The 21965-nt window shown below is 51.7% G+C and carries 23 protein-coding genes and 1 pseudogene; 2 read left to right on the forward strand and 22 right to left on the reverse strand.

Features of this window, described 5'->3' with window-relative positions:
- Positions 1-388: 388 nt before the first annotated feature.
- From WD071_RS07005 to WD071_RS07065, 13 genes are all read right to left on the reverse strand, one after another.
- Positions 389-742: a hypothetical protein gene (locus tag WD071_RS07005; protein ID WP_368047642.1), complete on the reverse strand. Its 354-nt coding sequence runs from the start codon at positions 740-742 to the stop codon at positions 389-391.
- Between the two features lie 168 nt (positions 743-910).
- Positions 911-1549 carry a hypothetical protein gene (locus WD071_RS07010; RefSeq protein ID WP_368047643.1) on the reverse strand — a complete coding sequence of 213 codons (639 nt, stop codon included), beginning with the start codon at positions 1547-1549 and terminating at the stop codon, positions 911-913.
- A 107-nt stretch (positions 1550-1656) separates the two neighbouring features.
- Positions 1657-2406, reverse strand: coding sequence for a DUF2321 domain-containing protein (locus WD071_RS07015; RefSeq protein WP_368047644.1), 750 nt, complete (start codon positions 2404-2406; stop codon positions 1657-1659).
- 142 nt (positions 2407-2548) lie between these two features.
- The gene (locus tag WD071_RS07020) at positions 2549-3415 is read right to left on the reverse strand and encodes an alpha/beta hydrolase family protein (RefSeq protein ID WP_368047645.1); all 867 of its coding nucleotides are present in this window, start codon (positions 3413-3415) and stop codon (positions 2549-2551) included.
- A 634-nt stretch (positions 3416-4049) separates the two neighbouring features.
- Positions 4050-4424, reverse strand: coding sequence for a DUF4440 domain-containing protein (locus WD071_RS07025; protein ID WP_368047646.1), 375 nt, complete (start codon positions 4422-4424; stop codon positions 4050-4052).
- Between the two features lie 88 nt (positions 4425-4512).
- A complete protein-coding gene (locus WD071_RS07030) occupies positions 4513-5448 on the reverse strand; it encodes an alpha/beta fold hydrolase (protein ID WP_368047647.1) in 936 nt (311 codons plus the stop codon).
- Positions 5449-5578: 130 nt separating this feature from the next.
- Positions 5579-6325 (reverse strand): hypothetical protein, encoded by a 747-nt coding sequence (locus WD071_RS07035; protein ID WP_368047648.1) that lies wholly within the window; start codon positions 6323-6325, stop codon positions 5579-5581.
- 88 nt (positions 6326-6413) lie between these two features.
- Positions 6414-7103 carry a TIR domain-containing protein gene (locus WD071_RS07040; protein ID WP_368047649.1) on the reverse strand — a complete coding sequence of 230 codons (690 nt, stop codon included), beginning with the start codon at positions 7101-7103 and terminating at the stop codon, positions 6414-6416.
- Between the two features lie 71 nt (positions 7104-7174).
- Complete coding sequence (locus WD071_RS07045; protein WP_368047650.1) at positions 7175-7759, reverse strand: HD family hydrolase; 585 nt, start codon at positions 7757-7759, stop codon at positions 7175-7177.
- Between the two features lie 124 nt (positions 7760-7883).
- Positions 7884-8495 carry a hypothetical protein gene (locus WD071_RS07050; RefSeq protein ID WP_368047651.1) on the reverse strand — a complete coding sequence of 204 codons (612 nt, stop codon included), beginning with the start codon at positions 8493-8495 and terminating at the stop codon, positions 7884-7886.
- A gap of 101 nt (positions 8496-8596) precedes the next feature.
- Positions 8597-9088: a GNAT family N-acetyltransferase gene (locus WD071_RS07055; RefSeq protein WP_368047652.1), complete on the reverse strand. Its 492-nt coding sequence runs from the start codon at positions 9086-9088 to the stop codon at positions 8597-8599.
- A 518-nt stretch (positions 9089-9606) separates the two neighbouring features.
- Positions 9607-10236, reverse strand: a complete 630-nt coding sequence (locus WD071_RS07060) for a hypothetical protein (RefSeq protein WP_368047653.1) — start codon at positions 10234-10236, stop codon at positions 9607-9609.
- Between the two features lie 154 nt (positions 10237-10390).
- Positions 10391-10894 carry a DUF2938 domain-containing protein gene (locus WD071_RS07065; protein ID WP_368047654.1) on the reverse strand — a complete coding sequence of 168 codons (504 nt, stop codon included), beginning with the start codon at positions 10892-10894 and terminating at the stop codon, positions 10391-10393.
- Positions 10895-11144: 250 nt separating this feature from the next.
- Between WD071_RS07065 and WD071_RS07070 the strand changes: the two genes are divergently transcribed.
- Entirely contained in the window at positions 11145-12104 is a 960-nt protein-coding gene (locus tag WD071_RS07070; protein ID WP_368047655.1) for an integron integrase, read from the forward strand.
- 237 nt (positions 12105-12341) lie between these two features.
- On the opposite strand, the gene WD071_RS07075 is transcribed toward WD071_RS07070, so the two are convergent.
- From WD071_RS07075 to WD071_RS07105, 7 genes and pseudogenes are all read right to left on the reverse strand, one after another.
- Positions 12342-12740, reverse strand: a complete 399-nt coding sequence (locus tag WD071_RS07075; RefSeq protein ID WP_368047656.1) for a GFA family protein — start codon at positions 12738-12740, stop codon at positions 12342-12344.
- 29 nt (positions 12741-12769) lie between these two features.
- On the reverse strand, positions 12770-13042 hold the full coding sequence (locus WD071_RS07080; RefSeq protein WP_368047657.1) for a DUF2007 domain-containing protein: 273 nt from the start codon (positions 13040-13042) through the stop codon (positions 12770-12772).
- Between the two features lie 14 nt (positions 13043-13056).
- The gene (locus WD071_RS07085; RefSeq protein WP_368047658.1) at positions 13057-13707 is read right to left on the reverse strand and encodes a LysE family translocator; all 651 of its coding nucleotides are present in this window, start codon (positions 13705-13707) and stop codon (positions 13057-13059) included.
- Positions 13708-13835: 128 nt separating this feature from the next.
- Positions 13836-15029 carry a DbpA RNA binding domain-containing protein gene (locus tag WD071_RS07090; RefSeq protein WP_368047869.1) on the reverse strand — a complete coding sequence of 398 codons (1194 nt, stop codon included), beginning with the start codon at positions 15027-15029 and terminating at the stop codon, positions 13836-13838.
- A 6-nt stretch (positions 15030-15035) separates the two neighbouring features.
- Positions 15036-16148 (reverse strand): annotated as a pseudogene (locus tag WD071_RS07095) (DEAD/DEAH box helicase); the annotation flags it as partial.
- A gap of 109 nt (positions 16149-16257) precedes the next feature.
- Positions 16258-17319: a glycerophosphodiester phosphodiesterase gene (glpQ, locus tag WD071_RS07100; protein ID WP_368047659.1), complete on the reverse strand. Its 1062-nt coding sequence runs from the start codon at positions 17317-17319 to the stop codon at positions 16258-16260.
- Positions 17320-17561: 242 nt separating this feature from the next.
- On the reverse strand, positions 17562-20009 hold the full coding sequence (locus WD071_RS07105; protein WP_368047660.1) for a DUF5916 domain-containing protein: 2448 nt from the start codon (positions 20007-20009) through the stop codon (positions 17562-17564).
- Between the two features lie 254 nt (positions 20010-20263).
- On the opposite strand from WD071_RS07105, the gene WD071_RS07110 reads away from it, so the two are divergent.
- Positions 20264-20416 (forward strand): hypothetical protein, encoded by a 153-nt coding sequence (locus WD071_RS07110; RefSeq protein ID WP_368047661.1) that lies wholly within the window; start codon positions 20264-20266, stop codon positions 20414-20416.
- Between the two features lie 86 nt (positions 20417-20502).
- On the opposite strand, the gene WD071_RS07115 is transcribed toward WD071_RS07110, so the two are convergent.
- Positions 20503-20901, reverse strand: a complete 399-nt coding sequence (locus tag WD071_RS07115; protein WP_368047662.1) for a hypothetical protein — start codon at positions 20899-20901, stop codon at positions 20503-20505.
- Positions 20898-21653 carry a cytochrome b/b6 domain-containing protein gene (locus WD071_RS07120; protein WP_368047663.1) on the reverse strand — a complete coding sequence of 252 codons (756 nt, stop codon included), beginning with the start codon at positions 21651-21653 and terminating at the stop codon, positions 20898-20900. The genes WD071_RS07115 and WD071_RS07120 overlap by 4 nt, the downstream gene beginning before the upstream one ends.
- Between the last annotated feature and the right edge of the window lie 312 nt (positions 21654-21965).

Genomic DNA, 21965 nt, shown 5'->3' on the forward strand with positions numbered 1-21965 from the left:
GCGTCTCTTTAGATTCTTCGCGAACAATCTCAAAATTTCGTACGGACGCCTTAAATCCATGCATCATCTCGTCAAGGTTTGTACCTATATTTCAAAGCGGTTAGGAATTCGTGGGTTGGTGCCTCGCGAACCTTATAACACCCAGTTCAGCCGCGGCAGTTTCAGAGGGTCTTTCGTGTTAGTGTTTACGCGGCAGCGAGTAACACGAAAGACCCTCTGCATCTGATGCCGGACTGGAACTGATTGTTATGTGTGACCAACTAGAAATCCAATTTTTTGTATCTACAGATACGAATTACAATACGCTTTTACGAGTCCAAGCTCTATAGAGTTAATGTGCGGCCATATAAAAATATTTAGATATGTGACTGTTTCTAGCTTTAAAGCGTTATGCATAGGCTGATATTCCTAGGAACACAATAAGATAGCCTCCGACCAGGAAAGGAACTGAATGAACCAGGATCGAAGGACAAGTTTTCACCATCTTCCTCGTAGGAACGAAATAGTACGGGTCAATGCGCTCAAAGAACGTATTGACCCGCAGAATATACGGACGCGTCAGACTATAAATTGATGCTAATACGATAAGAATCTGGATTTGAAACAAGTATAGGAAAAACTCAAGCCCCAAGGTTTCTATAAGTAAACCAGCCAATCTTGCTTCCGGAGAAACTGAAACGACTAGAAAGAATACCAGTACCGCTGTCGCAAGTTGCCAGAATCGATTCCTGTTGAATTTCATTATCGCGGCTCTTTTGAGGTGTTCCAGGTCAAAGTCATACTCCTGCCAGCACATAACGCCCTTGTTCTGGCGCCGAGGTGAATTGGCGGGGAGTTTGCGCTAGCAAATGCCATGACAATTTGCCTTGGTCGCTCAGGAACAGTTTGTTATGTGACGTCTCCGATCGCATCATTGACTCACACCTACACAATAATCCATAGATTGCTGGAGTCTGCTCAAATCAGCGCCTTCAGCAACTACCTCGGATACCGGACGGCAGTTTCCATCCCCCGCCAGAAATTCGATAACTCGCCCCTGTATGTCCGTAATGGAGCTATACAAAAACACTTCACCAGAGTAACCCCGTTGTCCCTTTAATCGAATAAGAGGGTCCTCGGGATTGAAAGAAATTACTTCACCGATACCTGAACCGATCACAGACAATGTTCCATCCTCCAGGTCTAGTGTTGCAGTCGAGGTAGAAGTTGGAGTGCTCAAGACAATTAAAAGGTGCGAAGAATTAGTAAATTGAACTATGTCCATTGAGTCGAAATGGTCGGGAGTGTGTACCCACCATGATCTATTACCATCCTCGACGCTCAAGTAAATCTCTGATGGTTCGTACAGATTTTCATTTGGGGCTTCGACTGAAGCATGAATCGAAGCGACGACAGGGCCTGAAAGCATTTTACGGATCGTCAGTTCGACGCCTGGATCAGAATTTTCATGGGAGAGAAGAGCCGCGGTATATGCATTCTGTGTCACCAATAGAAAAGCAAGTAATATGCAATATTTCATCATTGACTCATTTAATGGCACTAGACACATAACGCCGCTCCTCAGCGGCGAAAGCATAGTGGTGTGGCTTTTGCGCTTTTTGCAAAAGGCGTAACACTATGATTTTGTCCGACCGTTGGACTTTGTTATGCGTGCCGTTAATATCCCTTGGGGACAATTAGAACCTCCACTTTAAAATCAGGTTCAACGCATTGGAGATCATTCTCCAATCCTCGCGGATTACTTATCCAACCCTCCGGATCGTAAACAAAGCACAGGAGCGTATTACAGTCTGGATGGCTCTTATATCTAGCTATATCAATAATTAGCTCTTCTCCTAGTTGCTTGGCCTTTAAAGTATTACGCGTCTTTTTTACCTCAACCACAATTTGGTGGTCTTTCAGCAAAAAATCTACGCGAGATGACCCACCGGCGTAGCTTGGAGTGTGCTCTTCGGCACGAATATCTTCAAAAAAGACATGCAACATTGCATGAAGAAGGTCTTGCACATCATATTCGTCCTGGACCTCCAAAGACTGTCTATCGCTATGCCGATTTCTCAGCTGTTTCGCGACGAGATGGAATCTGGAACATATTTGTCTGGCAACTTTCAAGAAATCCATTTCTGCACCTCCCGCTAACGACTTCGCCATTGCGCCTTCTCGCTTTGTCCAAGGAAATTGTTCACCGCAATTTTCACAATGAGTTGGAACTGGAGTGCTACCCATGACGAAAACACCGTCAACATGATAGTCTCCTTTTATGGGACGGTCACAATTCTCGCATTGGTGAATTGTTCGTTCGCCGCATTCATCGCAGAACTTCTTTCGAAACTCGGGCGACCTGTTGTAGTTATCTGTAATCTGGTGGCCATTAAGACAAACCTGTTGAACATCGTGGTAACCCAAAAGCTATCTCCTCGCAGTGGGTGGGCGCTTAATCGCATAACGCCCCTGATCTGGCGCCAAAGCATGTTGGCGTGGCTTTTGCGAAAGCAAAAGGTATGACAATATGATTTGGTCGCTCAGGATCGGTTGGTTATGTGCGGATTTATAGGTTCCCATCTAACCAGCTCCAAACTCGTTCGAGCGTCGCAAGTTCATCCCACTCCGGAGCACCAGGATCATGAGGGGCATTCGGTATCGTTATCAAAGTTGAGTTCTCTCCTGCTGCCAAGAGAGATTCATGCATCGAAATACTTTGATTTACCGAAACTCGCTCATCAGCTTCCCCGTGAAGAATCAGAACATTGGCCTCTATATCCTCGGCCACAAAGATTGGTGAGCGATCAGTCTTGGTCCCCGGCGTCGAGCAGGTCCCGTTCACATACTCGTTAATCATTTCTTCCGCAAGATCGGTTGATTCGTGCCATGTAGTGACATTTGTCAGCGGTGCGTATGCAACTACTGCTTTCACTTTTTTACTAATTGCAGCTGCTAACAAACCTACTTGGCCGCCTTGTGAGCCCCCTACGATTCCATTTCGATCCGGATCAATTCCAGGCTGTACCTCGAGCCAATCGATAATCTTAGAGATATCGGAAGGTTGTTGCAGCCCGCAATCGTTTTCGCCGCCTGTACCAGGCCACCCGCGTAAGGTCACGCCCAAGCCTACTATATTCCTTGCAGCTGAGAATGCTCGTGCATAGATCGCTGAATAGCGGCCAGTATGAATGCCCTCTTCGCTCCAACCATGTATGTGAATTAGGGCTGGCTTTAGGTCATCTATCTCAGGGCCAACGTCGAACCACCAACTATCGATATTGACATCGCCAACAGGAACGCTTATTCGTTGTCCACCAGCATTAATAAGAGCTTGCTCCGGTGGTTGGGCAGTGACAAGAGGCCCGAATAGACCCGAAGCAATTAAGATCAAGCATTGACCTATCGCCAGTGGATATACTCTGTTTCTATTCATTTATTACAGTTCCTCTGTACCACTGCGCCGGGCACATAACGCCCATGTTCAAGTGCCAAAGTACGCTGGCGTGCCTTTTGCGTCAGCAAAAGACATGACAGAATACTTTGGACACCTTGGAACTGTTTGTTATGCGTCGCTGCTTCAATTTCTATATACAATGTGAGGATCCGTGATATTTATTGAGGCTAGAGTTGATATGGCTTTCCAAGCGAACTAAAGTTCCGAGCATGGGTCCTGTTACTTCTCGAAAGCGTAGCGCCGGCTAGCAGAGTTAAGGCTATCGTTAAATGTCTATATGGTGCACATTACCCGTGTCATGCTGACGGTGGAAAATATGAACATGATAATAGCCCATCCAGATCGTAAGCAATCCAAGTAAAAAAGGCATCAATGCAGGCACCGGGCTCTTATATCCAAAGACCGCTGGCACACCGACAAGCACCAGCATCGCAGTTGATACCAAAGACATTGCAAGGACCCTCATCCTAAGGTTCTTAGTACTGCCTGACTTACTTTCTTGATTCGTCATTATTCGATCTCGCTAATCCATGTAATAGACGCATAACGCCCGGCTCACGCGTCAGTTTGGAGCCGCGAAGCGGCGGAAAATTGGTCGCTGTGAAGCCCATTGTTATGAAGCTGACGGTTCGAACGCACTGGTTGGTGTTCCTTGGTGATACCTCAATTTCCAGGTATTTCCTACCTTTTCCCAGAAGGAGGACCTGCGCGAAAAGCGGGAAAGAAGATCATCGCTTCCGATATGCGCGCTTCGGTAAATAAGCAGTACCAAACGATCGCTGATGATATGAGTTTCATAGTCCTGAGACCACACCATTTGTGTTGGCTCAGATTCCAAAGAACTCAATATCCCAGCTTTGTCATACACTTTACCAGACCGGCCAATTTCGACGAATGAATCGTGCAATAGCTGATTGAGCCTTTCTGCACTTTTACGCACAGATGGATCGTGTAACTCTCTCTCAAGCCTCACCAGCTCATCTAGCACTGTCTCTAATCCTTGGGGGCTTCATAACGCCTACCTCAGGTGCGCGGCGGAGCCGCGTCACTCTGAAGGTACTGGTTATGCGGTTCCTTCAATTCATGTTTCGGCTTAAAAATTCAAGCATCAAATTACGCACTTCTACCTCATGCGTAAGAGGCATAAGGTGGCTCGCACCATCTATTACATGCAACATAGCATTGGGAACCTGCTCAGCAAGTCGGATGCTATGTTCTACCGGCACCGTTGAATCTTCCGATCCGTGAATTATCAAAGTTGGAACCGTAACAGTGGGCGGCGTAGTAAGCCTATCAACCTGATGTAAATCATTTGCCCAACCGTTTTCTCGCATGGACCCTGGCCAGACTGACCACAGGAGATTCTCAAATCTTTGAGACTTACCGTGATTGGCAAGAACGTCCTCACGCTGCTCCTGATTTGGGATTTGCATACTCGCCATACCCTCTAATCCTTGCGTACCCAGCAGTATTCTGAACATGGCCCAGTAGAGATAGTCAGAGGTCATTAAACTCGACATTTCCCCATTGTTTGGAAATCTCTGGCTTATTGCCTCCATCATTATCAAAGCATCGGTCCGTTCAGAAAATTTGGCAGCGAACTCCAACGCCGAGGGCCCACCTCCAGAAACACCGAGCACGATTACACTGTCAATACCTAGATCGTCCAATAAAGCGAGATAGACTTCGGCTTGTTGTGCTGGCGTTACCCCCAGATCCAACGAAGTCCGCAAATATCCCGGGCGCGAAGGTGCAAGTAACCGGTATCCTGGCAAGTTATCTGGCGCTTGATCATAGCCGCCGGGCATTCCATGCAGGAATAGCACTATTGGTCCGTCACCACCCTTAATAATGTATTCGACAGGACCTAACTCGGTTGAAGCAATCATGCTCTCGGACTCTAGAACTGACAATATCTCTTGATGATCCTCATTGAACCGATAGTAGCTGTAGGCGAACACGCCTATGCCAGTTAGAATTATTACCAGTAGCATTCCTTTAATTATTTTCATAGTTCTCCATTGCAGCGAAAGCCGCATAACGCCCATGTTCACGAGCCAAAGTGTGCCGGCGCGGCTTTTGCGTCAGCAAAAGGCATGACAGCATACTTTGGTCTCTGTGCAACTGATTGTTATGCATGTTCTATGGTGATCCTGTTGTGAGGAATTCCAAGGCTTTACCTATTGGGCCGGAAAGCACTTTGTGAAGTCGCAAAGCCCTCGCGGTAAACGCATCCAGCTTCTCTACGAGCGAACCCAGCTTCTTTAGCATCGTTGGGTTCTTTTCTCCTACTTCAGAAAGAGCGTCTTTGTTAACGACGACGGCACCGAGTAGAGACTGAAGCGCCTCCTTTACACCTCGCCCCCCTTTTATTCGGTAAATCGCCAGAGACCTACGGATCTTTTCGAGTTCTTCTAGAAGCGCCATTCTCAAAGGGATTTCAATTTCACTTTGCGATATGGTGGTGAAGAGTTCCGAGATAAGGCTGTCTACTTCTTCTAGATCCTCATCACTCAAGGTCTCTTCTGAGTAATGCCGGCCAAGCTCTTCAGCACAAAATTGCAAGCGCGCGAGAAGATCATCGGAAAGAGCTTGCTGCTGTCCCTGCCAGTTTGTGTTCAAGTTCAGCGGGAAGATGGCTTTATCAATTTTTTCGTACGACTTTAGGTAAAGATCATGGTTCAGGTCAGGCAACAACTCAATGAGGCCCTTCACTTCCTTAGACAAACTGTAAACCTCTACTACCCGGCGAGATATCTCAGCGTCGTCTTTCTCGTCACAATTAAGGACCTCTGCCCACACTTGGCGCACATTTCGATTATGCGGCTGGGACCTTGCTTCAAGCAAAATGCGATACAGTCGCCCAGCTGGATTTGTTTCATCGATCATAATTCAAGTTTCCGTTTCGAATGCATAACGCTCGGCACACCGGCGGCGCGTAGCGCCGTCCGCGTGCTGCCGCTTGTTAAATGACAACTTAGATGCGCGCCACATCAATATTGTAACCTTGCGCGCACATTTCTTTTGCCAGTATTAATCCGGCCTCTTTAGCAAGATCATCTTTGAATGGGATATAGATTAACCCTTGGATATCTGAAGGACGCTCCATGTTTTCTTGTTGCTTTAGGAGAATTGCCACTCGTCTTCTGCCTAATTTTGAAAGCAACATGCCGAGTTCAAGCACCACATTTTGCCTTGCTCTGTACGCCGATTCATCTGGGTGCTCTGACCGATGGCCTTTGTCATCAGGTGTGGCTAAAATAACTGCGAATTGAACATCCGCTGTATAGGCTTCTAATTTTTCGATAATGGTTTGACCTTCCGACGGTAGCTGGTCAAGGATTAAAGGCTCCATACCCCAACGCCGCAACATGGCCTCCAGTTGAGTGCGAGCCGGCTCATCATGGCCATAAACAACGAAAACTTTGTTGTTGCCACGTACTATGCCGCCGGCCGGCACAGCCGCTGGTTGCCCACCTGGATTAAGACCAAGCAATGCTTTTACATTGTCTTGTTCTTTACCGCCGACGACTAACTTTCCTGAATCATATACATTCACCGATGAGCCATTCGTGAATTTAATTTGTTGACCATAGCCAATGGCTTTTATCTCATCGACCACGTATCCATTGGCAAGAAGTATTTCCTGTACTTTCTCTAAATTCACTCAAAACTCTCCTATTGTCATTTAACGCCCGTATTCACGCGCCAGCGCAGCTGGTCGCGTGCAATTGATGGTTAGGAGGCTCTTAGCCATCCTTGTTCCACAGCATACTCAACCTTTGCGAGAAACCATTTATGTATATCTGGTTGTTCTCCCTCAATAAACTTATGCATTTTTAGAACTTGGCTCTTCTGGATCCTATTGTCCTGCCATGCTCGCCCCTCACTCGTAATGTTGTGAAGAAACGGTAGCAGCCGATCAATGACCTTCAGCAACCTTGCCTCCTTGCTTTCTCCAATCTCCTGCTCATCCCAAAGCATCACTAGATTCGAAATTGAGTTACCGGGGTGCAAAGCGATCTTCTCGACACATCTACGTTCATCGGCATGTGCATTGGATCTATTATCGCTATAGAGAAATGTATCACCGGCATCAATCTCACCTAGATCATGCACTAGCGCCAGCTTGATTAGTTTTAAGAGGTCAAATTCATCTTTAAGTAACTCAGAGAACGCCCAACAAGCCATCGCCAAGTGCCAGGAATGTTCGGCGGAGTTCTCTACACGTTCGCCTCCATTGATATAGGTTCGACGGTTGACCGATTTCAGTCCGTCAAGCTGGAGTAGAAAATCTGATATTTGCGTAACGCTATCGGTCACGTTGCCTCCTAACGCCCTTGTTCTGGCGCCGAGGTGAATTGGCGGGGCGTTTGCGCTAGCAAATGCCATGACAATTTGCCTTGGTCGCTCAGGAACAGTTTGTTATGTGACGTCTCCGATCGAATCATTGACTCACACCTACACAATAATCCATAGATTGCTGAAGCCTGCTCAAATCAGCGCCTTCAGCAACTACCTCGGATACCGGGCGGCAGTTTCCATCCCCCGCCAGAAATTCGATAACTCGCCCCTTTATGTCCGTAATGGAGCTATACAAAAACACTTCACCAGAGTAACCCCGTTGTCCGTTTAATCGAATAAGAGGATCCTCGGGATTGAAAGAAATTACTTCACCGATACCTGAACCGATCAGAGACAATGTTCTATCATCCAGGTCTAGTGTTGCAGTCGAGGTAGAAGTTGGAGTGCTCAAGACAATTAAAAGGTGCGAAGAATTAGTAAATTGAACTATGTCCATTGAGTCGAAATGGTCGGGAGTGTGTACCCACCATGATCTATTACCATCCTCGACGCTCAAGTAAATCTCTGATGGTTCGTACAGATTTTCATTTGGGGCTTCGACTGAAGCATGAATCGAAGCGACGACAGGGCCTGAAAGCATTTTACGGATCGTCAGTTCGACGCCTGGATCAGAATTTTCATGGGAGAGAAGAGCCGCGGTATATGCATTCTGTGTCACCAATAGAAAAGCAAGTAATATGCAATATTTCATCATTGACTCATTTAATGGCACTAGACACATAACGCCGCCAACACGCGCGGCTTTGCAGTGGAGGCGAAGCCGGAACGAAAAAGCTGTCGCTGTGCTTGGCCTGGTTATGTTTTGACATTTCGCGCAACCATAATCACTTCATCTTCTGAATAAAGGTTTGCTAGAGTAGCTTCCACTTCAGCGCCCAGGACATTCCTATACAGACGTTGCGCGTAGTTGTCAGCTCGCGTCGTCACCATAATGTGCTTCAACACGGCACCTTGCTCCTTCAACTTTCTAATGACATCAGGCAATGTATCTGTGATAAGGATTTTACCGACACCATTCCCTTGATAATTCGGAGATACGGCAATCTGCTCAAGCTCGAGGACCACGCTCGGCCTAAACCCCGCTTTCTGAGACCAGATGATATACCCAATGCAGGCCGCCTCAGCGTAAGCAACATAGCAAAACGTTTTGGGGGTTGCATTGAGGTTGCTTTCCAGCCATTTGAACGAATGTTGCTGTCTAGTGAATGCCAGACGATGAACTTCGGCCGCCGCCTCTAGGTCCGCCTGCTCCATTACCCTTAATGAAATATCCCTTTCAGATTGCACCTAATTCTCCAGAAAAACATAACGCCGCTGTTCTGGCGCCAAAGGATGTCGGCGTGGCTTTTGCGCCAGCAAAAGGCAGGACGACATGCTTTGGTCGCTCAGGAACGCCTTGTTAGGCATGTTATTCACGGAAAGTTCGTTCACTTGATCACGCTCGCTTCAAATATGGCATGAAAATAAAGATATCGTTGTCCTCATTTTGGCCGCAAATCTTGGCCGACTTCGTGTCAACTTGCCGGATGAGAAACAAGTCTTTGGAGGGCGCAAACTTTCGCTTGAGGGTCTCCGTCAGTGTATCGATGCTGCTGCTCGATTCGATTATGTAAAAAGATGTGGTCTGTGCCCAATAATTGGAAGCATTAGCAACAATTGCCTCAGTAAATGCGTCATATCGGTCATCATACGACCTACCACCTACTGATTCATAAGCGATACGAAATGTAATCCAGTATGTTGCCATATAGCCTCCCATTGATAATAGTGCCTACCGACACACTTTGGTCGCTTTTAAATGTTTGTTAGCCATTGTCCTGGTCCTGTTCTCTCATGAAGAGGGCTCTCTCCTCTTCCCATTCTTTTGCTTCACGTTCTCGGTCTTCATGGTCATACATAGACACCTTAAGTTTGCTGAATCCCGTTGCTAGATTTCCTATATCCTTCTGAATCTTCTCCAAGCTTTTGGCCATGGAATAGAGATGGGGAGCTCCTAGCCTACCGGCACCCTCAAATTCGGAAAACTCTATGCGGAACGAATCGGAATACCGCTTTCCCGTGGCTCCTTTGTAGGAGACGTTGGCGATGACAATTGCTTTTATTTTTTCCTGATAGTTTTCGACGAACGAGGAATACTGAGATCTAATTTCCTGACCTGGTCCTAGATATGCTGCTCCCTTGGATACTGCTTTGACTTTCTTGAAATCGGATATAAACGCTTCAGCTCCTTCCTTGGATCCACCTGGGAGCAGTTCAATGGCAATTTCCGAGGCTGGACCTTGGCCAATATTTTTTATATGGAGACAGCCAAAGTTCATATACTCCTCGAAAGGCTCAAAGTACACGGATACTTTTGGTTCAGTCTGAACCTGCCGCATTTTTCGGGTTTCGGAGACAAGTAAAAAGGTCAGAAACGCGTATACAACCGTGGACAACGTGACCACTCCTGTGAAGAGCAAGGTTACAAACCCTTGGTTGTCGACTAACCACTGCATAGTTAATTTCTCGGTTGCCTAACGCCGCCAACACGCGCGGCTTTGTAGTGGAGGCGAAGCCGCAACGAAAAAGCCGTCGCCGTGATTGGCCTGGTTAGGCATGGGTAGGTAGTATGTCGCTGAATATTAGTGCGGCAATATAAAGCCCCACTCCAAAGGATGCATGCGCCATAAGGCTTCTAAGTCTGGCTTGGTTCGGATTCGGCGTCTTAGATGCCGCCACTCCCAATCCAAATGATGGTTGCATCAAAAAGAACGGTACCGCCACTGTTGCCAAGCCAAAAATTATAGACGGGATTATCGTGGGCTCTTGCAACCAGGTAGGCGACGTGATTGCGATTAGAGCAGCAGCGAATGCCACGCCAATTGCGTAGTGCGCAACCCAGCCGACATGGCACTCAAGAAATTTTGGCTCAGACTTTCCGATGCCCTGATGAGCGAAACGACCATTGGGCATATGCGCAAGCCAGCGACCAACGAGGCAATAATTTAGTGATGGAATCTCAAAAGCCTTCTTTAGAAACAATGCCCAAAGATCCATTATCAAAGTTGCACCTACCCCTACACATATGATGCTGACAAGCAAACTGATTTCCATGACACCTCCTGATGTCTGCTACTGATTAATGCCTAACATTTGTATCGTGCGCCAGCACGATTAATGGGCGTTCCTGCACGACATGTCAATACAGCCCCATCTAAGAAACTCATCATAACCCTCTGATATTCAACAATCACTTCATTTTACCTTGAGAGTTGGCTTGTTCAGCGTGCCGCCGCATATCTTGATATGCGTGCTATAACACTAATTCGAAACCTAAAAAGCCAGACTGAACAAGGAGGTTCAGATGACCAGCCCATTCTTACAGGAGCTTAGCCGCGATATGCGCTTGCGCGGCTATGCCTTGCGCACCGAGAAGACATATATTCTCTGGATACGCCGCTATATCTACTTCATCGACAGGCGGCATCCTGCTGATGCCGGTGCCACTGAAGTCCGCGGGTTTCTTACCTATCTGGCGGCGGATCGTAAAGTCGCTATCAATACACAGAAGGTTGCGCTTAATGCGCTTGTCTATTTGTACCATAAGTTCCTTCAACGCGAACTTGGCGAGCTTGGTTTTACTCTGGCGTCAAAGCAGCGACATTTACCGACTGTACTCTCTGTGAACGAAGTCCGACGTATACTCGATCAACTAAGCGGCCGTAACAAACTCATTATCCAAATGCTCTACGGCAGCGGTCTGCGCATCAATGAATGTCTCAGGCTGAGGGTCCAGGACGTCGATTTTGATCGCATGTCAGTAACCATACGTGACGGCAAAGGCCGTAAGGATAGGCAAACCTTGCTCGCCGCCAGCACAGTCAATTTGCTGGAACCTCAGATTGAACATGCCCTGGTGATTCAGGCGCGGGACAACCTTCAGGGCGTCGGTGCATCAATGCCAACCGCCCTGGCTCGCAAGTATCCGAGCGCCTTCCGCACGGCAGGCTGGGCTCATATCTTCCCGGCGAACAATCTTAGCACTCACCCGATCGACGGCACCTTGTGTCGCCACCATCTGCACGACTCCGTTGTACGCAAATTTCTTGCAATCGCTGTCCGTCAAGCACAGCTGGACTGTAAAAAGATCAGCACACACACGTTCCGGCACTCCTTTGCCACGCATTTACTACAAGGGGGTGCTGATATACGAACAGTTCAGGAGTTACTGGGTCACAATGATCTGAATACAACACAAATTTATACACATGTGCTGGGACGCCACTATGTCGGCACTTCAAGCCCGTTGGATAGGCTGGGGTAGCCTGTGGCGGCCAATCTCCAGACACGCTACCGCCAGTAAGGTGCATAACACCTTATTGGGGGATAACGTTTAATTTTGGCGCGTTTGTACCAGAAAACGCGAATTCAAATAGCTTGATAGCATATTCCGGCAATGACGGATACTAGCCAAATGGGGCAATGCGTCGATTTTTTATCCTGATACGCTTTAGCAAAGAACAGTACCAGATCGACGTACCCGGCATCGTCAGACAACGCCCTACTTCCTGTCAGACGGATGATTCACGCCATCCATCACCTCAACCTCGCCCAGCGCAAACGGGTTGACGCCTTCCAGGCAGGCAATGTTGTAGCCGTACTCGGCGGGGTTGGAGCGCCGCTGGTGGTGGGTATAGATACCACAGACCTGACAGAAGTAGTGTTTGGCGACACGGGTGTTGAACTGGTACAGGCGAAGCTGGTCTTCACCCTTGATGATGCGGATGCGATCCAGCGAGGTGGTGCCGGCAATGGCGCCACGGCGGCGACACAGGGAGCAGTCACAGCGCCTGGGCGCGACCACACCGTCGGGCAGGTGCATCTCCATCACCACGGCGCCGCAGTGGCAACTGAGGCGGTGGTGTTCCAGTATGTCGGTATCGCCAATACGCTTGATCATGCAGGGGCCTCTTTATTGCTACGGGCGGGTCAGGCAAGCCAGGGCTTGTAAGGTTCCGCGGCGCTATCCTCTTCTTTGCCATCGTTCTGCGCAGCAGAAGCATCATATTCGCGCACCAGCTGGATGGCGGCATCATAGTCATCTTCGGCCACCAGCACATTGGCGAACCCATCCATGGCCAGGTCGCCGACGGCGCCTTGCAGGTAGTGCCCGCCAACATGGGGTTCGATATCATTGGCGCGCAGCATGCCGGCCACGATATGAGCTTCGATGATGTCATTGGCGCGGTAAACGATTTTCACTTGGCCTCCTACTGTCAGAATCTCAGAATCACCATGGCGGCGGCCAGCACCAGGATCAGCGCTGCCAGACCATTGAGCAGCCCCGTCAGCTGGCGGGCGCGCCTGGTTTGTGCCAGCGCTCGCCCTGCCCGACTGAACAACCAGGCATACAACAGTTTGACGCCACCGACGGCGATAATGGTAATCAGCACAATGACAAGGATATCGGCGAGGGTGACCGCGTTGAGATCAACAAAAGCGGGAAAGAAACCGAGGTAGAAGAAGATTGCCTTCTGGTCCCCGAGGGTCAGCAGCAGACCACTGGTGAAACTGGACAGCAATGATGCCGCAGCAGTCGTGCTTTGCTGTGCGACATCGGGAGCGCCGCCGGTGTCGTTACGCGAGCGCCAGATCGCCTGTGCCATCCACAGCAGATAGGCCGCTGCCAGATACTTCAGATACACGCCCCAGTCGCCGGCGGTGTCCTGCAACAGACTCAGCCCGAACAAGGCAACTACAATGAAGATTATGTCGCCAGTCACAACACCCGCGCTGACGGCAGCGCCGTGACGAAAACCGCCGCTTAGTGCGCGCGAGGTGACGGCGAGCACGCTGATGCTGGGCAGTGCCGCCAGTACCAGCATGGCACTGGACAATGCGATCAGGCTGGCGAGTGTCAGGCTCATCGGTTGCTCTCTTTGGTCAGGCGCTCAGCTCAGGGCTTTCCTATTACGCTCAAGGCTGTTCCACTACGCTCAGGGCTGTCCATTACGCTCAAGGCTGTTCCATTACGCTCAAGGCTGTTCCATTACGCTCAAGGCTTTTTGCTGGGCGTCCTGCGCTTGCCTTTGTCCTTATCCATTCTGACCTTGGGGCCGCCGCGCTTTTTCGCTTTGGGTTTGGGCGTAAAGCGCTTGTCACCGGCCTCACCTGTTGGCGCTGTCGCTGGCTCGCTGAAGTCCTCGCGCGGACGTCGCGCGGGTCGTTCACTGGCGGCCGCGGGGGCACCGTCGGATCGGTCGGGGCGGTTTTTTCGGAAACCTTCAGGTTTGGCTGTGTCGGACTTGAACCCGTCCTTTTTGAAGCCTTCCTTTTTGAACCCCTCTTTCTTAAAACCTTCTTTTTTAAAGCCTTCTTTCTTGAAACCCTCTTTCTTGAAACCCTCTTTCTTGAAAGCAGGTTTCCTGGCATCGCCACCAGCAGAGTCGCGACGATCTTTGTTAAAGGCCGGGCGCTTGCGTTCGGGTCGGGTGTCTTTTTCCGCGGCAGTTTCGGCCGCGCTCATGCGCTCCAGGTCCAGCGCCTGGTTGCAGACACGCGTGCGTTGCAGGGTCTGGAACACCTCATCGGGCATGCCGTGCGGCAGATCGATGGTGGTGTGGTCGTCATAGATCTGGATGCGGCCGATGTAGCGGCCTTCGATACCACCTTCGTTGGCAACGGCGCCGACTATCTCGCGCGGCGTCACGCCATGCTCGTGACCGACCTTGATGCGGAAGCGCTCCATGGCCACGTCTTCACCATCTTCGAACTGGCGTTCCTCACGGCGTTTGCGCGCCGGACGATCAGACACCGGATCGCCGGTAAAGTCGTCATCGTTTAACGAACCAAACAGATCCTGCATCGGCGGTTTGCTTTTGACTTTGCGCGCGGGCTTGTCTGCAGGTGCGCTGGTGTCGGCGACACGGGCGCTGGCAACAAAAGCATCAACATCCGGTACGTTGGCAGCGGCCTTGTCTGACTTGCCGGCTTTAACTGCAGGCGTTTTACCGTAACCGGATTTGGCAACACCCACATCTTTGAACGAAGGCTCCAGCGGCCGGTCTTTCTGCAGCAGCCAGGCCATGGCGGCGGCGGCTTCTTCCACGGTGCAGTTGTGTTCGCTGCAAAGATCAGCAATCAAACCCTGGAAAAAATCCAGGTTGTCATTGGCCAGGGCCGCGGCAATGGTTTCCTTGAACTGCTGACTGCGATGCAGGATTAACTCGCCACGAGTAGGCAGCTCCATGCGGGTGACTTTTTTACGCGTGGTACGTTCAATGGACTGCAGCATGCGCTGTTCGCGCGGGGCGACAAAAAGAATCGCCTTGCCACTACGGCCGGCGCGGCCGGTACGGCCTATACGGTGAACGTAGGTTTCGTTGTCGTAGGGGATGTCATAGTTCATCACGTGACTGATGCGCTCGACATCCAGACCACGGGCAGCGACGTCGGTTGCCACCACGATATCCAACTGACCGTTTTTCAATTGCTCGACGGTACGCGTGCGCAGCTGCTGGTTCATGTCACCGTTAAGCGCCGCGGCAGAAAAACCACGGGCGTTAAGTTTGTCGGCCAATTCCTGCGTGCTGTTTTTGGTGCGCACAAAAATGATCATGCCGTCGAACTCTTCGACTTCCAGCATGCGCGTCAACGCATCCAGCTTGTTGGTGCCCTGCACCAGCCAGTAAAACTGCTCGATATTGGCATTGGTACTGGTCGCTGTTTTGATGCTCACTTCAATCGGGTTGTTCAGGTATTTTTCTGCCACGCGCCGGATCACAGACGGCATGGTGGCAGAGAACAGCGCGACCTGACGGGTCGGTGGTGTTTTCTGTAAAATCAGTTCCACATCATCAATGAAACCCATGCGCAGCATTTCATCGGCTTCGTCCAGTACCAGCGTCTTGATACTTCCCAGATCCAGCGATTTGCGATTCAGGTGGTCGAGCAGACGACCGGGCGTGGCCACCACCACATGAACGCCGCGGCGCAGCGCCTGCAGCTGACGTCCCATCTCCTGCCCACCGTATACTGGCAGTACATGAAAGCCGCGCATGTTCTGCGCGTAGGTCTGGAACGCTTCCGCGACCTGAATTGCCAGCTCACGCGTGGGACACAGCACCAGCGCCTGAGTTTTGGGATTGGTGACGTCAATATGCGCCAGCACTGGCAGGGCAAATGCCGCCGTTTTACCGGTACCGGTTTGCGCCATGCCCACGATGTCGTTGCCTTGCAGCAAGGCCGGGATGGTCGCCTGTTGAATTGACGAGGGTTTTTCGTAACCCACTTTGCTAAGTGTTTCTAACAGAAATGCGGGAAGATCAAGCTCAGCAAAACTGAGATCCTGAACGGGTGTGGTCGACATAATGGTGCCTGCAGGCGCGGGGAATTCAATAAAAGGGCGGCGATTATACGCCAGAAGCACTCTGACGTACAGCCGTTACCCTGGCGCGAACCCTGCGCTGCCCGCGCTGTCAGTCGTGGTCGCGCAAAAACTCGACCGCCCGGTCAGGGAAGTCGGTGAACAATCCGTCCACATTGGCTTCAAACAGGAACAGTTCCAGCATGTGTTCAAAATTGTCGGCATAGGGCGGAATATGGCCCTCATCTTTGCGGAACGTGTAGGGATGTACCTGCATGCCGGCCTGATGTGCGTCACTGACCAGTGAGCTGATGAGCAGGCCATTACGCGTGGAGTCGGGGCTGATGATCATGCCTTTTTCCGGTCCCACGCCATCGGCGTATTGCGCCAGATCACGCATGCCACTGGCACTGAGCATCCATTGATAGACCTCATCATCGCCCATCAGTTGCACCAGCTTCAGCTCCACGCCCAGCGCCGGGAACACCTCGTCATGCACCCGCTTGAGCTCGTCGAACTCAAACGTCTGCAGGTAGGCATTGCTGTCCTTGCTGGTGTAACCGAAGTGCTTGAGCTCACGGATGATGGCGGTGCTGATGTCCTTGCCGTTGTCGTGATGGAAGGCGGGCGACTTGATTTCCGGGTAAATGCCAATGTCCTGGCCGGAGGCGCGATTCATGCCCTGCACCATCTGCAGTTGCTCGGCAAAGGTGTGAATCTGGAAGCTGCCCTGCCACAGCGGGAAACGCTGGGGATATATCTGCTCTTCCACCCCGTTGTCATTCAGCCGGTAGCCTTCAGTGACCTTGAGCTGACGCAGTTCGGCCAGATCAAAGTCAACCACATAGTGGCGACCATCTTCGCGGGCGCGCCCCGGAAACTGGTGGCGAACGTCCGTATTGCGATCCAGGGTCAGGTCATGCCACACGATCAGCTGGTCGTCGCGGGTCATCACCACGTCCTGCTCCATGAAGTCGGCGCCCATGGCGTAGGCCATGGCAACGGCAGGCAGGGTATGCTCGGGCAGGTAACCGCTGGCGCCACGGTGCGCCACCACAATCTTGTCGGCCGCTTCGCGCTGGGCGTAGGCAGGCTCTATCGGCACCACATTCCCCATGACCGTTCCCATTATCAGGACTCCGCTCAGTAATCGCTTGATCGATGCTGTTGCCATCAGTGTATCCCTTTTAGCCCTAAATGTTGATGCTGTCAGCCGACCAGTCTACAACAATTCTGTGTCCAATAGATGACACACCAGAACCCCTCTGCGCCGCATCCACATCACTCAAGAAGCGTCAGCGAGGCAGTCAGTGCGAGGCAAAAACAGGCGCAAGCGCGGAGCTTACTATAAGTAAGTGAGCATCTTAAGCCTGTTTTTAACGAAGCAATGGCAACGACGCTAGCTTCCCTTGCTCACTAGCTTCCTAACCTGTAGCGCAGTTTGACAACCCAGGTATCGGTAATCCGCTCACTCCAGGCATCAAACAGCAGATCCTGGTAATCCCCCTGCGCAGTTCGCGGCAGATTGCTGCCCCGGGTATAAACAATAAACAGGTCAGACAACGGCGCGATCTCCCAGCGATAACGGGCCTGAAAACTCATCTGGCTGACATTAAAATCACCCGACGCCCAGCCTGGCCGGGCAACCTGATTCAGGTGCCGGACATCGCTCTGATCAATCAGGTAGAACTCATCCTCCAGCGCCTTGATGCCGGTCCATTGCATGGACACCCGAAATTGCTGGCGGGCGCTGATAAAGTAACTTGCGTTCCACTCCGGAAACCAGCCCATCGCGGTGAATGCTGTCAGGCGGTTATCGCCCTGATGCACCAGCCACGAATCGCGCTCCCGGTATTCGACTTCCAGTTCAGTGGCGAACCGGTCATTGGGCTGCCACTCCACACCCACAGTGTAGCTGATGTTGTTGACGCCCAGGTCTTCCTGGGAGTTGCCAATACCCACGCTGTAGCTCAGCGGCCGCGAGCGGTCACTGCGCCAGGTGAAATCGTAGGCCAGCCGGTGCGGTATCTTGTAGGTTCCATTGCCACGGCTGAGCCGATCGTCCACGCGCGGCGGAAAGTAACGAAAGTTCAGGTTCAGCGAGGTGTTGTCCTGATAGGTGACATTCTGCCCAAAGAACAGCCCCAGGCGCACCGGCCTGCCCTCGCCGTTCCACTGGTTGATCACATTCATGGTGCGCTCACGGCTGCGGTAGCGCGCGAGCCCGGATTCGGTGACACTCAGGCGATAATCCAGCACATAATGATCGTTGCGCTGCACGTATCCGACATCATTAATGTTCAGCGTGTCGTCCAGAAAGGTGCCGGTGAAGGCATGATTAATCCCCCGCGAAGGCCGGTAGTTGAGATCAAAGAAGCCGCCCTTGCCGGTCACGTCGTCGACATCACTGTGCAGCAACTGGCCGTCGAACACCCAGCGTGTGTCGCGCGAGAACCAGGCCACGTCGACACCGTTGACGCTGGCGTCACGGTCCGGATGCTGCAGACGCGTGCCGATCCAACCGATGCCGCGACGGCCACCGCCGCTGGTGTCCTCATATAACAGGCGGCCGATGGCAAAGTCACGCCCCTGCGCCTGCACGTTCACGCGCGAACCGTCAGCGGCGGTACCGCGAATCACGGTATCGTCCTCGCTGGCCAGCAGCGAGCCGTAACGCCAGTTGCCCTGTGAACCGGTGATCTTGACCGCGCCCAGCAGTTCGGTGGGGGTGTTGCGCTCGGTGGTGCGGGTCTGCACACCATCAGGAATGTCAAAATCCGGCGCCGCGCCGATGCGCCGGGTATTAAGCACGGTAGTGGGCCCGAACGGACCCCCGCTGGCGCGGGGCGAGGCGGTAAACACGTCCTGGCCTTCCAGAAAGAAGGTGCGTTTTTCCGAGAAAAAGGTTTCAAACGCGCCCAGATTGACCACGATGTCGTCGGATTCGACGGTGCCGAAGTCCGGATTCAGTGTCGCGGAGAGCTGGGTATTGGAGTTCGGTCGCCAGTACAGGTCGGCGCCGACCCGGCCGTCGGTTTCGCCGGTAATATTGTTGTGTGTCGCCGATGCGTAGGGATAAAAGGTGAACTGGGTGCTGGGGCTGACACCCTGCAGCTCGAAAGTCTGAAAGGCAGACAGATACTCGGGATTGGTGCCGGGCAAGGCGGGCCATGACCAGGTTTCATTGTCGGCCGCAACCATGCGTTCGGTGTAAATACCGATCTGCCGGGTGTCGCCTCGATCGGGCAAGGCCATCATGCTCCAGGGAATAAAGATCTCGGCTGACCAGCCATTGTCCAGCTCCTGGGTCACCGCCTGCCAGGGGCCGTCCCAGTCCCGGCTGATCTGCTTTTCCGGCAAAATGGTACCGTCAGACAAGGTGCCACCCAGATTGACGCGCAGATAGTAGCCGTACAGCCCCTCGCCGGAGGCATCAATGGAGATCACATAACCGTCACGCTGCACGCCATCGTCGCGTGAACTCATGCGCGCGACCAGTGTCTCTGGTGACTGATAATTCATAACGCCGACGTAAATGCCGCGATCATTGTAGAAAATGCGGCTATCGGTGGATAAAGGCGCCGGTTCCAGTGTATCGGGGCTGATCACCCGCATGCCATCAAAGGACGGCAGCGTCTGCCAAACCGCTTCGCTCAGAAAACCATCCAGCTCGATGCCCGCGACGTCGTCGCCAACTTGTGCCATCTGGATCACCCCGGCGGCACCGGAATCCTGCGCGCGCGCTGACGGAACAATACCTGCGACCAGCAGAACGATGGCGGCCAGGAGAATGCTCCCCGGGTTGAGTAACGAATGCGAAACAATCGCGGCCCGAGAGTAGGCAGGGACAAAGAGATTCTGCATGATGGTTTTTGGCCTTGTTATTTTAATCGGCACAAGTATATCAGTTTGAATTCAAGCGGCTAGCTGACAGCACACACAAACGCAGGGCATTTCAATTTGTCACAATGCTGCACAATTAAGATCTCCCGTCATGATTGGGCACGGCATTGCCATAATTCATCGCAAATTTTTAGCCCCCGCTGTTGTCCAACAAACAGTACTCAAGCAGTCCATGAGCAAGCAGTCCACGAGTAAGCAGTCCATGAGGTAGTCAAATGAGATTTTTCAAGCGCAACAGCAATCCGATCTTTATAGAGGAGGAGCAATACAATTGGCGGGGGGAGCGCAGCCTGGGCTTGCGATTCCTGGTATTAGTGGTCATTACGGTAATAGTGGCGGCAGGCGTAATGGTACTGATGAACCAGTAATTGCAGAGCAAACGCCATGCAGGGAGTGATCTGTCTGCGGCACCATCGGGGCGCCGCAGGAGACCATTTGAGGCCGGACCAGCGAGTCAGGCCTTTTTGTACAGTGTTTCTTCCTCGGACGCAGGTTTGAACAATTCGCTGTACAGGAAGAAGTCCGTCAGCACTGCGCGCAGATGAATGGATGCGTTCAGGTTGTCAACCAGCTCCGAACTCATCTTTGGCTGCGCCAGCACAAAACGAATGGTCGCGCTGGCCTTGCGGATATCTTCAGCCACCACCAGTTCATACTCATGCTGAGTCTCGCCCAGGGCTGCCAGCACATTCTCCATTGACGACAGCATGTCCTGCAACGTCGGTCTGGCGTGAGGTGGCGGGTAATCTGCCTCGTCATGCGGCGGACGCCCCTGAGCAGCGTACGCCAGCAGGAATTCGTAGCCAGACTCGACTACTTCGATATCTTTTTCCAGGTTCTTAACGTCGGTCAATCTTTCACCTTCCATTTGCTTGAGTCATGGTTCGCGCGCATTTCATCTTCGGAGATCCAGCCTTTGACCATGGAGCGTGTGTAGAAGATCTTCTCCGGGCGGACAGCAAAGTAGATGTGAATCGCAGTAAAGGCGACCAGCGCCAGTGTAGCCAGACCGTGCAGCAGGAACATCAGACCCAGTTGCGCTTCATCGGCTACCGACGGGCGATCCCAGAACGGCGTGCGGATGTTCATGAACAGAATCACACCGGTGACAATCACCAGCAGCACCAGCACGGTCATCGCCCAGTGCATACCCTTTTGTTCGAAGGAGTATTTGCCCGGCTTACGGGTTTCATCAAAGGGCTCGGCAAAATCGGCCGGCGTCATGATCATGGACTTGAAGTCCTGCCAGAACGAGGCGCGAATAATGTGGAAGATCACCACAAAGGTCAGCAGCAGACCGGCAATCCAGTGGATGTCCAGCCAGGCGAAGCGGATGCCAATGATGGGCATGACACCGGTAGCGATCAGCACCAGCACAGAGCCGGCCATGATCCAGTGAAAGGCACGATCGATGGTATCGTGACGGTGTACTTTCGGACCGGCAGCGGAGGGTTTGGCTTTCTTTTTGGCCAGTGCCGCCATGAAGATGGCATGCGCCGCGAGCAGCACCAGAATTGCCACGGCAACGACCCAAAGCAAATCCCAGGACACACCCAGAATGACTTCATCACCCCATACATCCCGTTTATAACGTACGATTTCCACGCGATTTCCCCTCATTTATAAAATATTGTTTTTTAAGGCGCTTTCCAGACACCATGTGACCTACCACGCACGCAGCGACATCATGTCCGCCACGCCTGCTTGACGCTTTCCGGGCCGCCCCGTAAAAACCACGCTGACGCCGACCGCCATCACTGGCGTTAAGAATGAGTATCATTACCCCTTAAAAGACCTGTTTAACCTAGAGATTCAGGGGCATACAGGAGAGGAAGGTTAATCCAGACATGAACATTTATCAAGCCAAGATGCGTCCCTGACAGGGATCGTCACAGCTTGACATATTTTCGTTCGGTG

This window comes from Pseudohongiella sp. (assembly GCF_040877505.1).
In the GTDB taxonomy this organism is placed as follows: domain Bacteria; phylum Pseudomonadota; class Gammaproteobacteria; order Pseudomonadales; family Pseudohongiellaceae; genus Pseudohongiella.

What these genes read in the sequence shown, in the direction of transcription:
- WD071_RS07090 (WP_368047869.1), bottom strand. Translation starts at nt 15,029, where the DNA reads ATGGAGCTGCCTACTCGTGGCGAGTTAATCCTGCATCGCAGTCAGCAG.
- WD071_RS07010 (WP_368047643.1), bottom strand. Translation starts at nt 1,549, where the DNA reads ATGTGTCTAGTGCCATTAAATGAGTCAATGATGAAATATTGCATATTA.
- WD071_RS07005 (WP_368047642.1), bottom strand. Translation starts at nt 742, where the DNA reads ATGAAATTCAACAGGAATCGATTCTGGCAACTTGCGACAGCGGTACTG.
- WD071_RS07050 (WP_368047651.1), bottom strand. Translation starts at nt 8,495, where the DNA reads ATGATGAAATATTGCATATTACTTGCTTTTCTATTGGTGACACAGAAT.
- WD071_RS07030 (WP_368047647.1), bottom strand. Translation starts at nt 5,448, where the DNA reads ATGAAAATAATTAAAGGAATGCTACTGGTAATAATTCTAACTGGCATA.
- WD071_RS07070 (WP_368047655.1), top strand. Translation starts at nt 11,145, where the DNA reads ATGACCAGCCCATTCTTACAGGAGCTTAGCCGCGATATGCGCTTGCGC.
- WD071_RS07020 (WP_368047645.1), bottom strand. Translation starts at nt 3,415, where the DNA reads ATGAATAGAAACAGAGTATATCCACTGGCGATAGGTCAATGCTTGATC.
- WD071_RS07075 (WP_368047656.1), bottom strand. Translation starts at nt 12,740, where the DNA reads ATGATCAAGCGTATTGGCGATACCGACATACTGGAACACCACCGCCTC.
- WD071_RS07065 (WP_368047654.1), bottom strand. Translation starts at nt 10,894, where the DNA reads ATGGAAATCAGTTTGCTTGTCAGCATCATATGTGTAGGGGTAGGTGCA.
- WD071_RS07110 (WP_368047661.1), top strand. Translation starts at nt 20,264, where the DNA reads ATGAGATTTTTCAAGCGCAACAGCAATCCGATCTTTATAGAGGAGGAG.
- WD071_RS07105 (WP_368047660.1), bottom strand. Translation starts at nt 20,009, where the DNA reads ATGCAGAATCTCTTTGTCCCTGCCTACTCTCGGGCCGCGATTGTTTCG.
- glpQ (WP_368047659.1), bottom strand. Translation starts at nt 17,319, where the DNA reads ATGGCAACAGCATCGATCAAGCGATTACTGAGCGGAGTCCTGATAATG.
- WD071_RS07035 (WP_368047648.1), bottom strand. Translation starts at nt 6,325, where the DNA reads ATGATCGATGAAACAAATCCAGCTGGGCGACTGTATCGCATTTTGCTT.
- WD071_RS07085 (WP_368047658.1), bottom strand. Translation starts at nt 13,707, where the DNA reads ATGAGCCTGACACTCGCCAGCCTGATCGCATTGTCCAGTGCCATGCTG.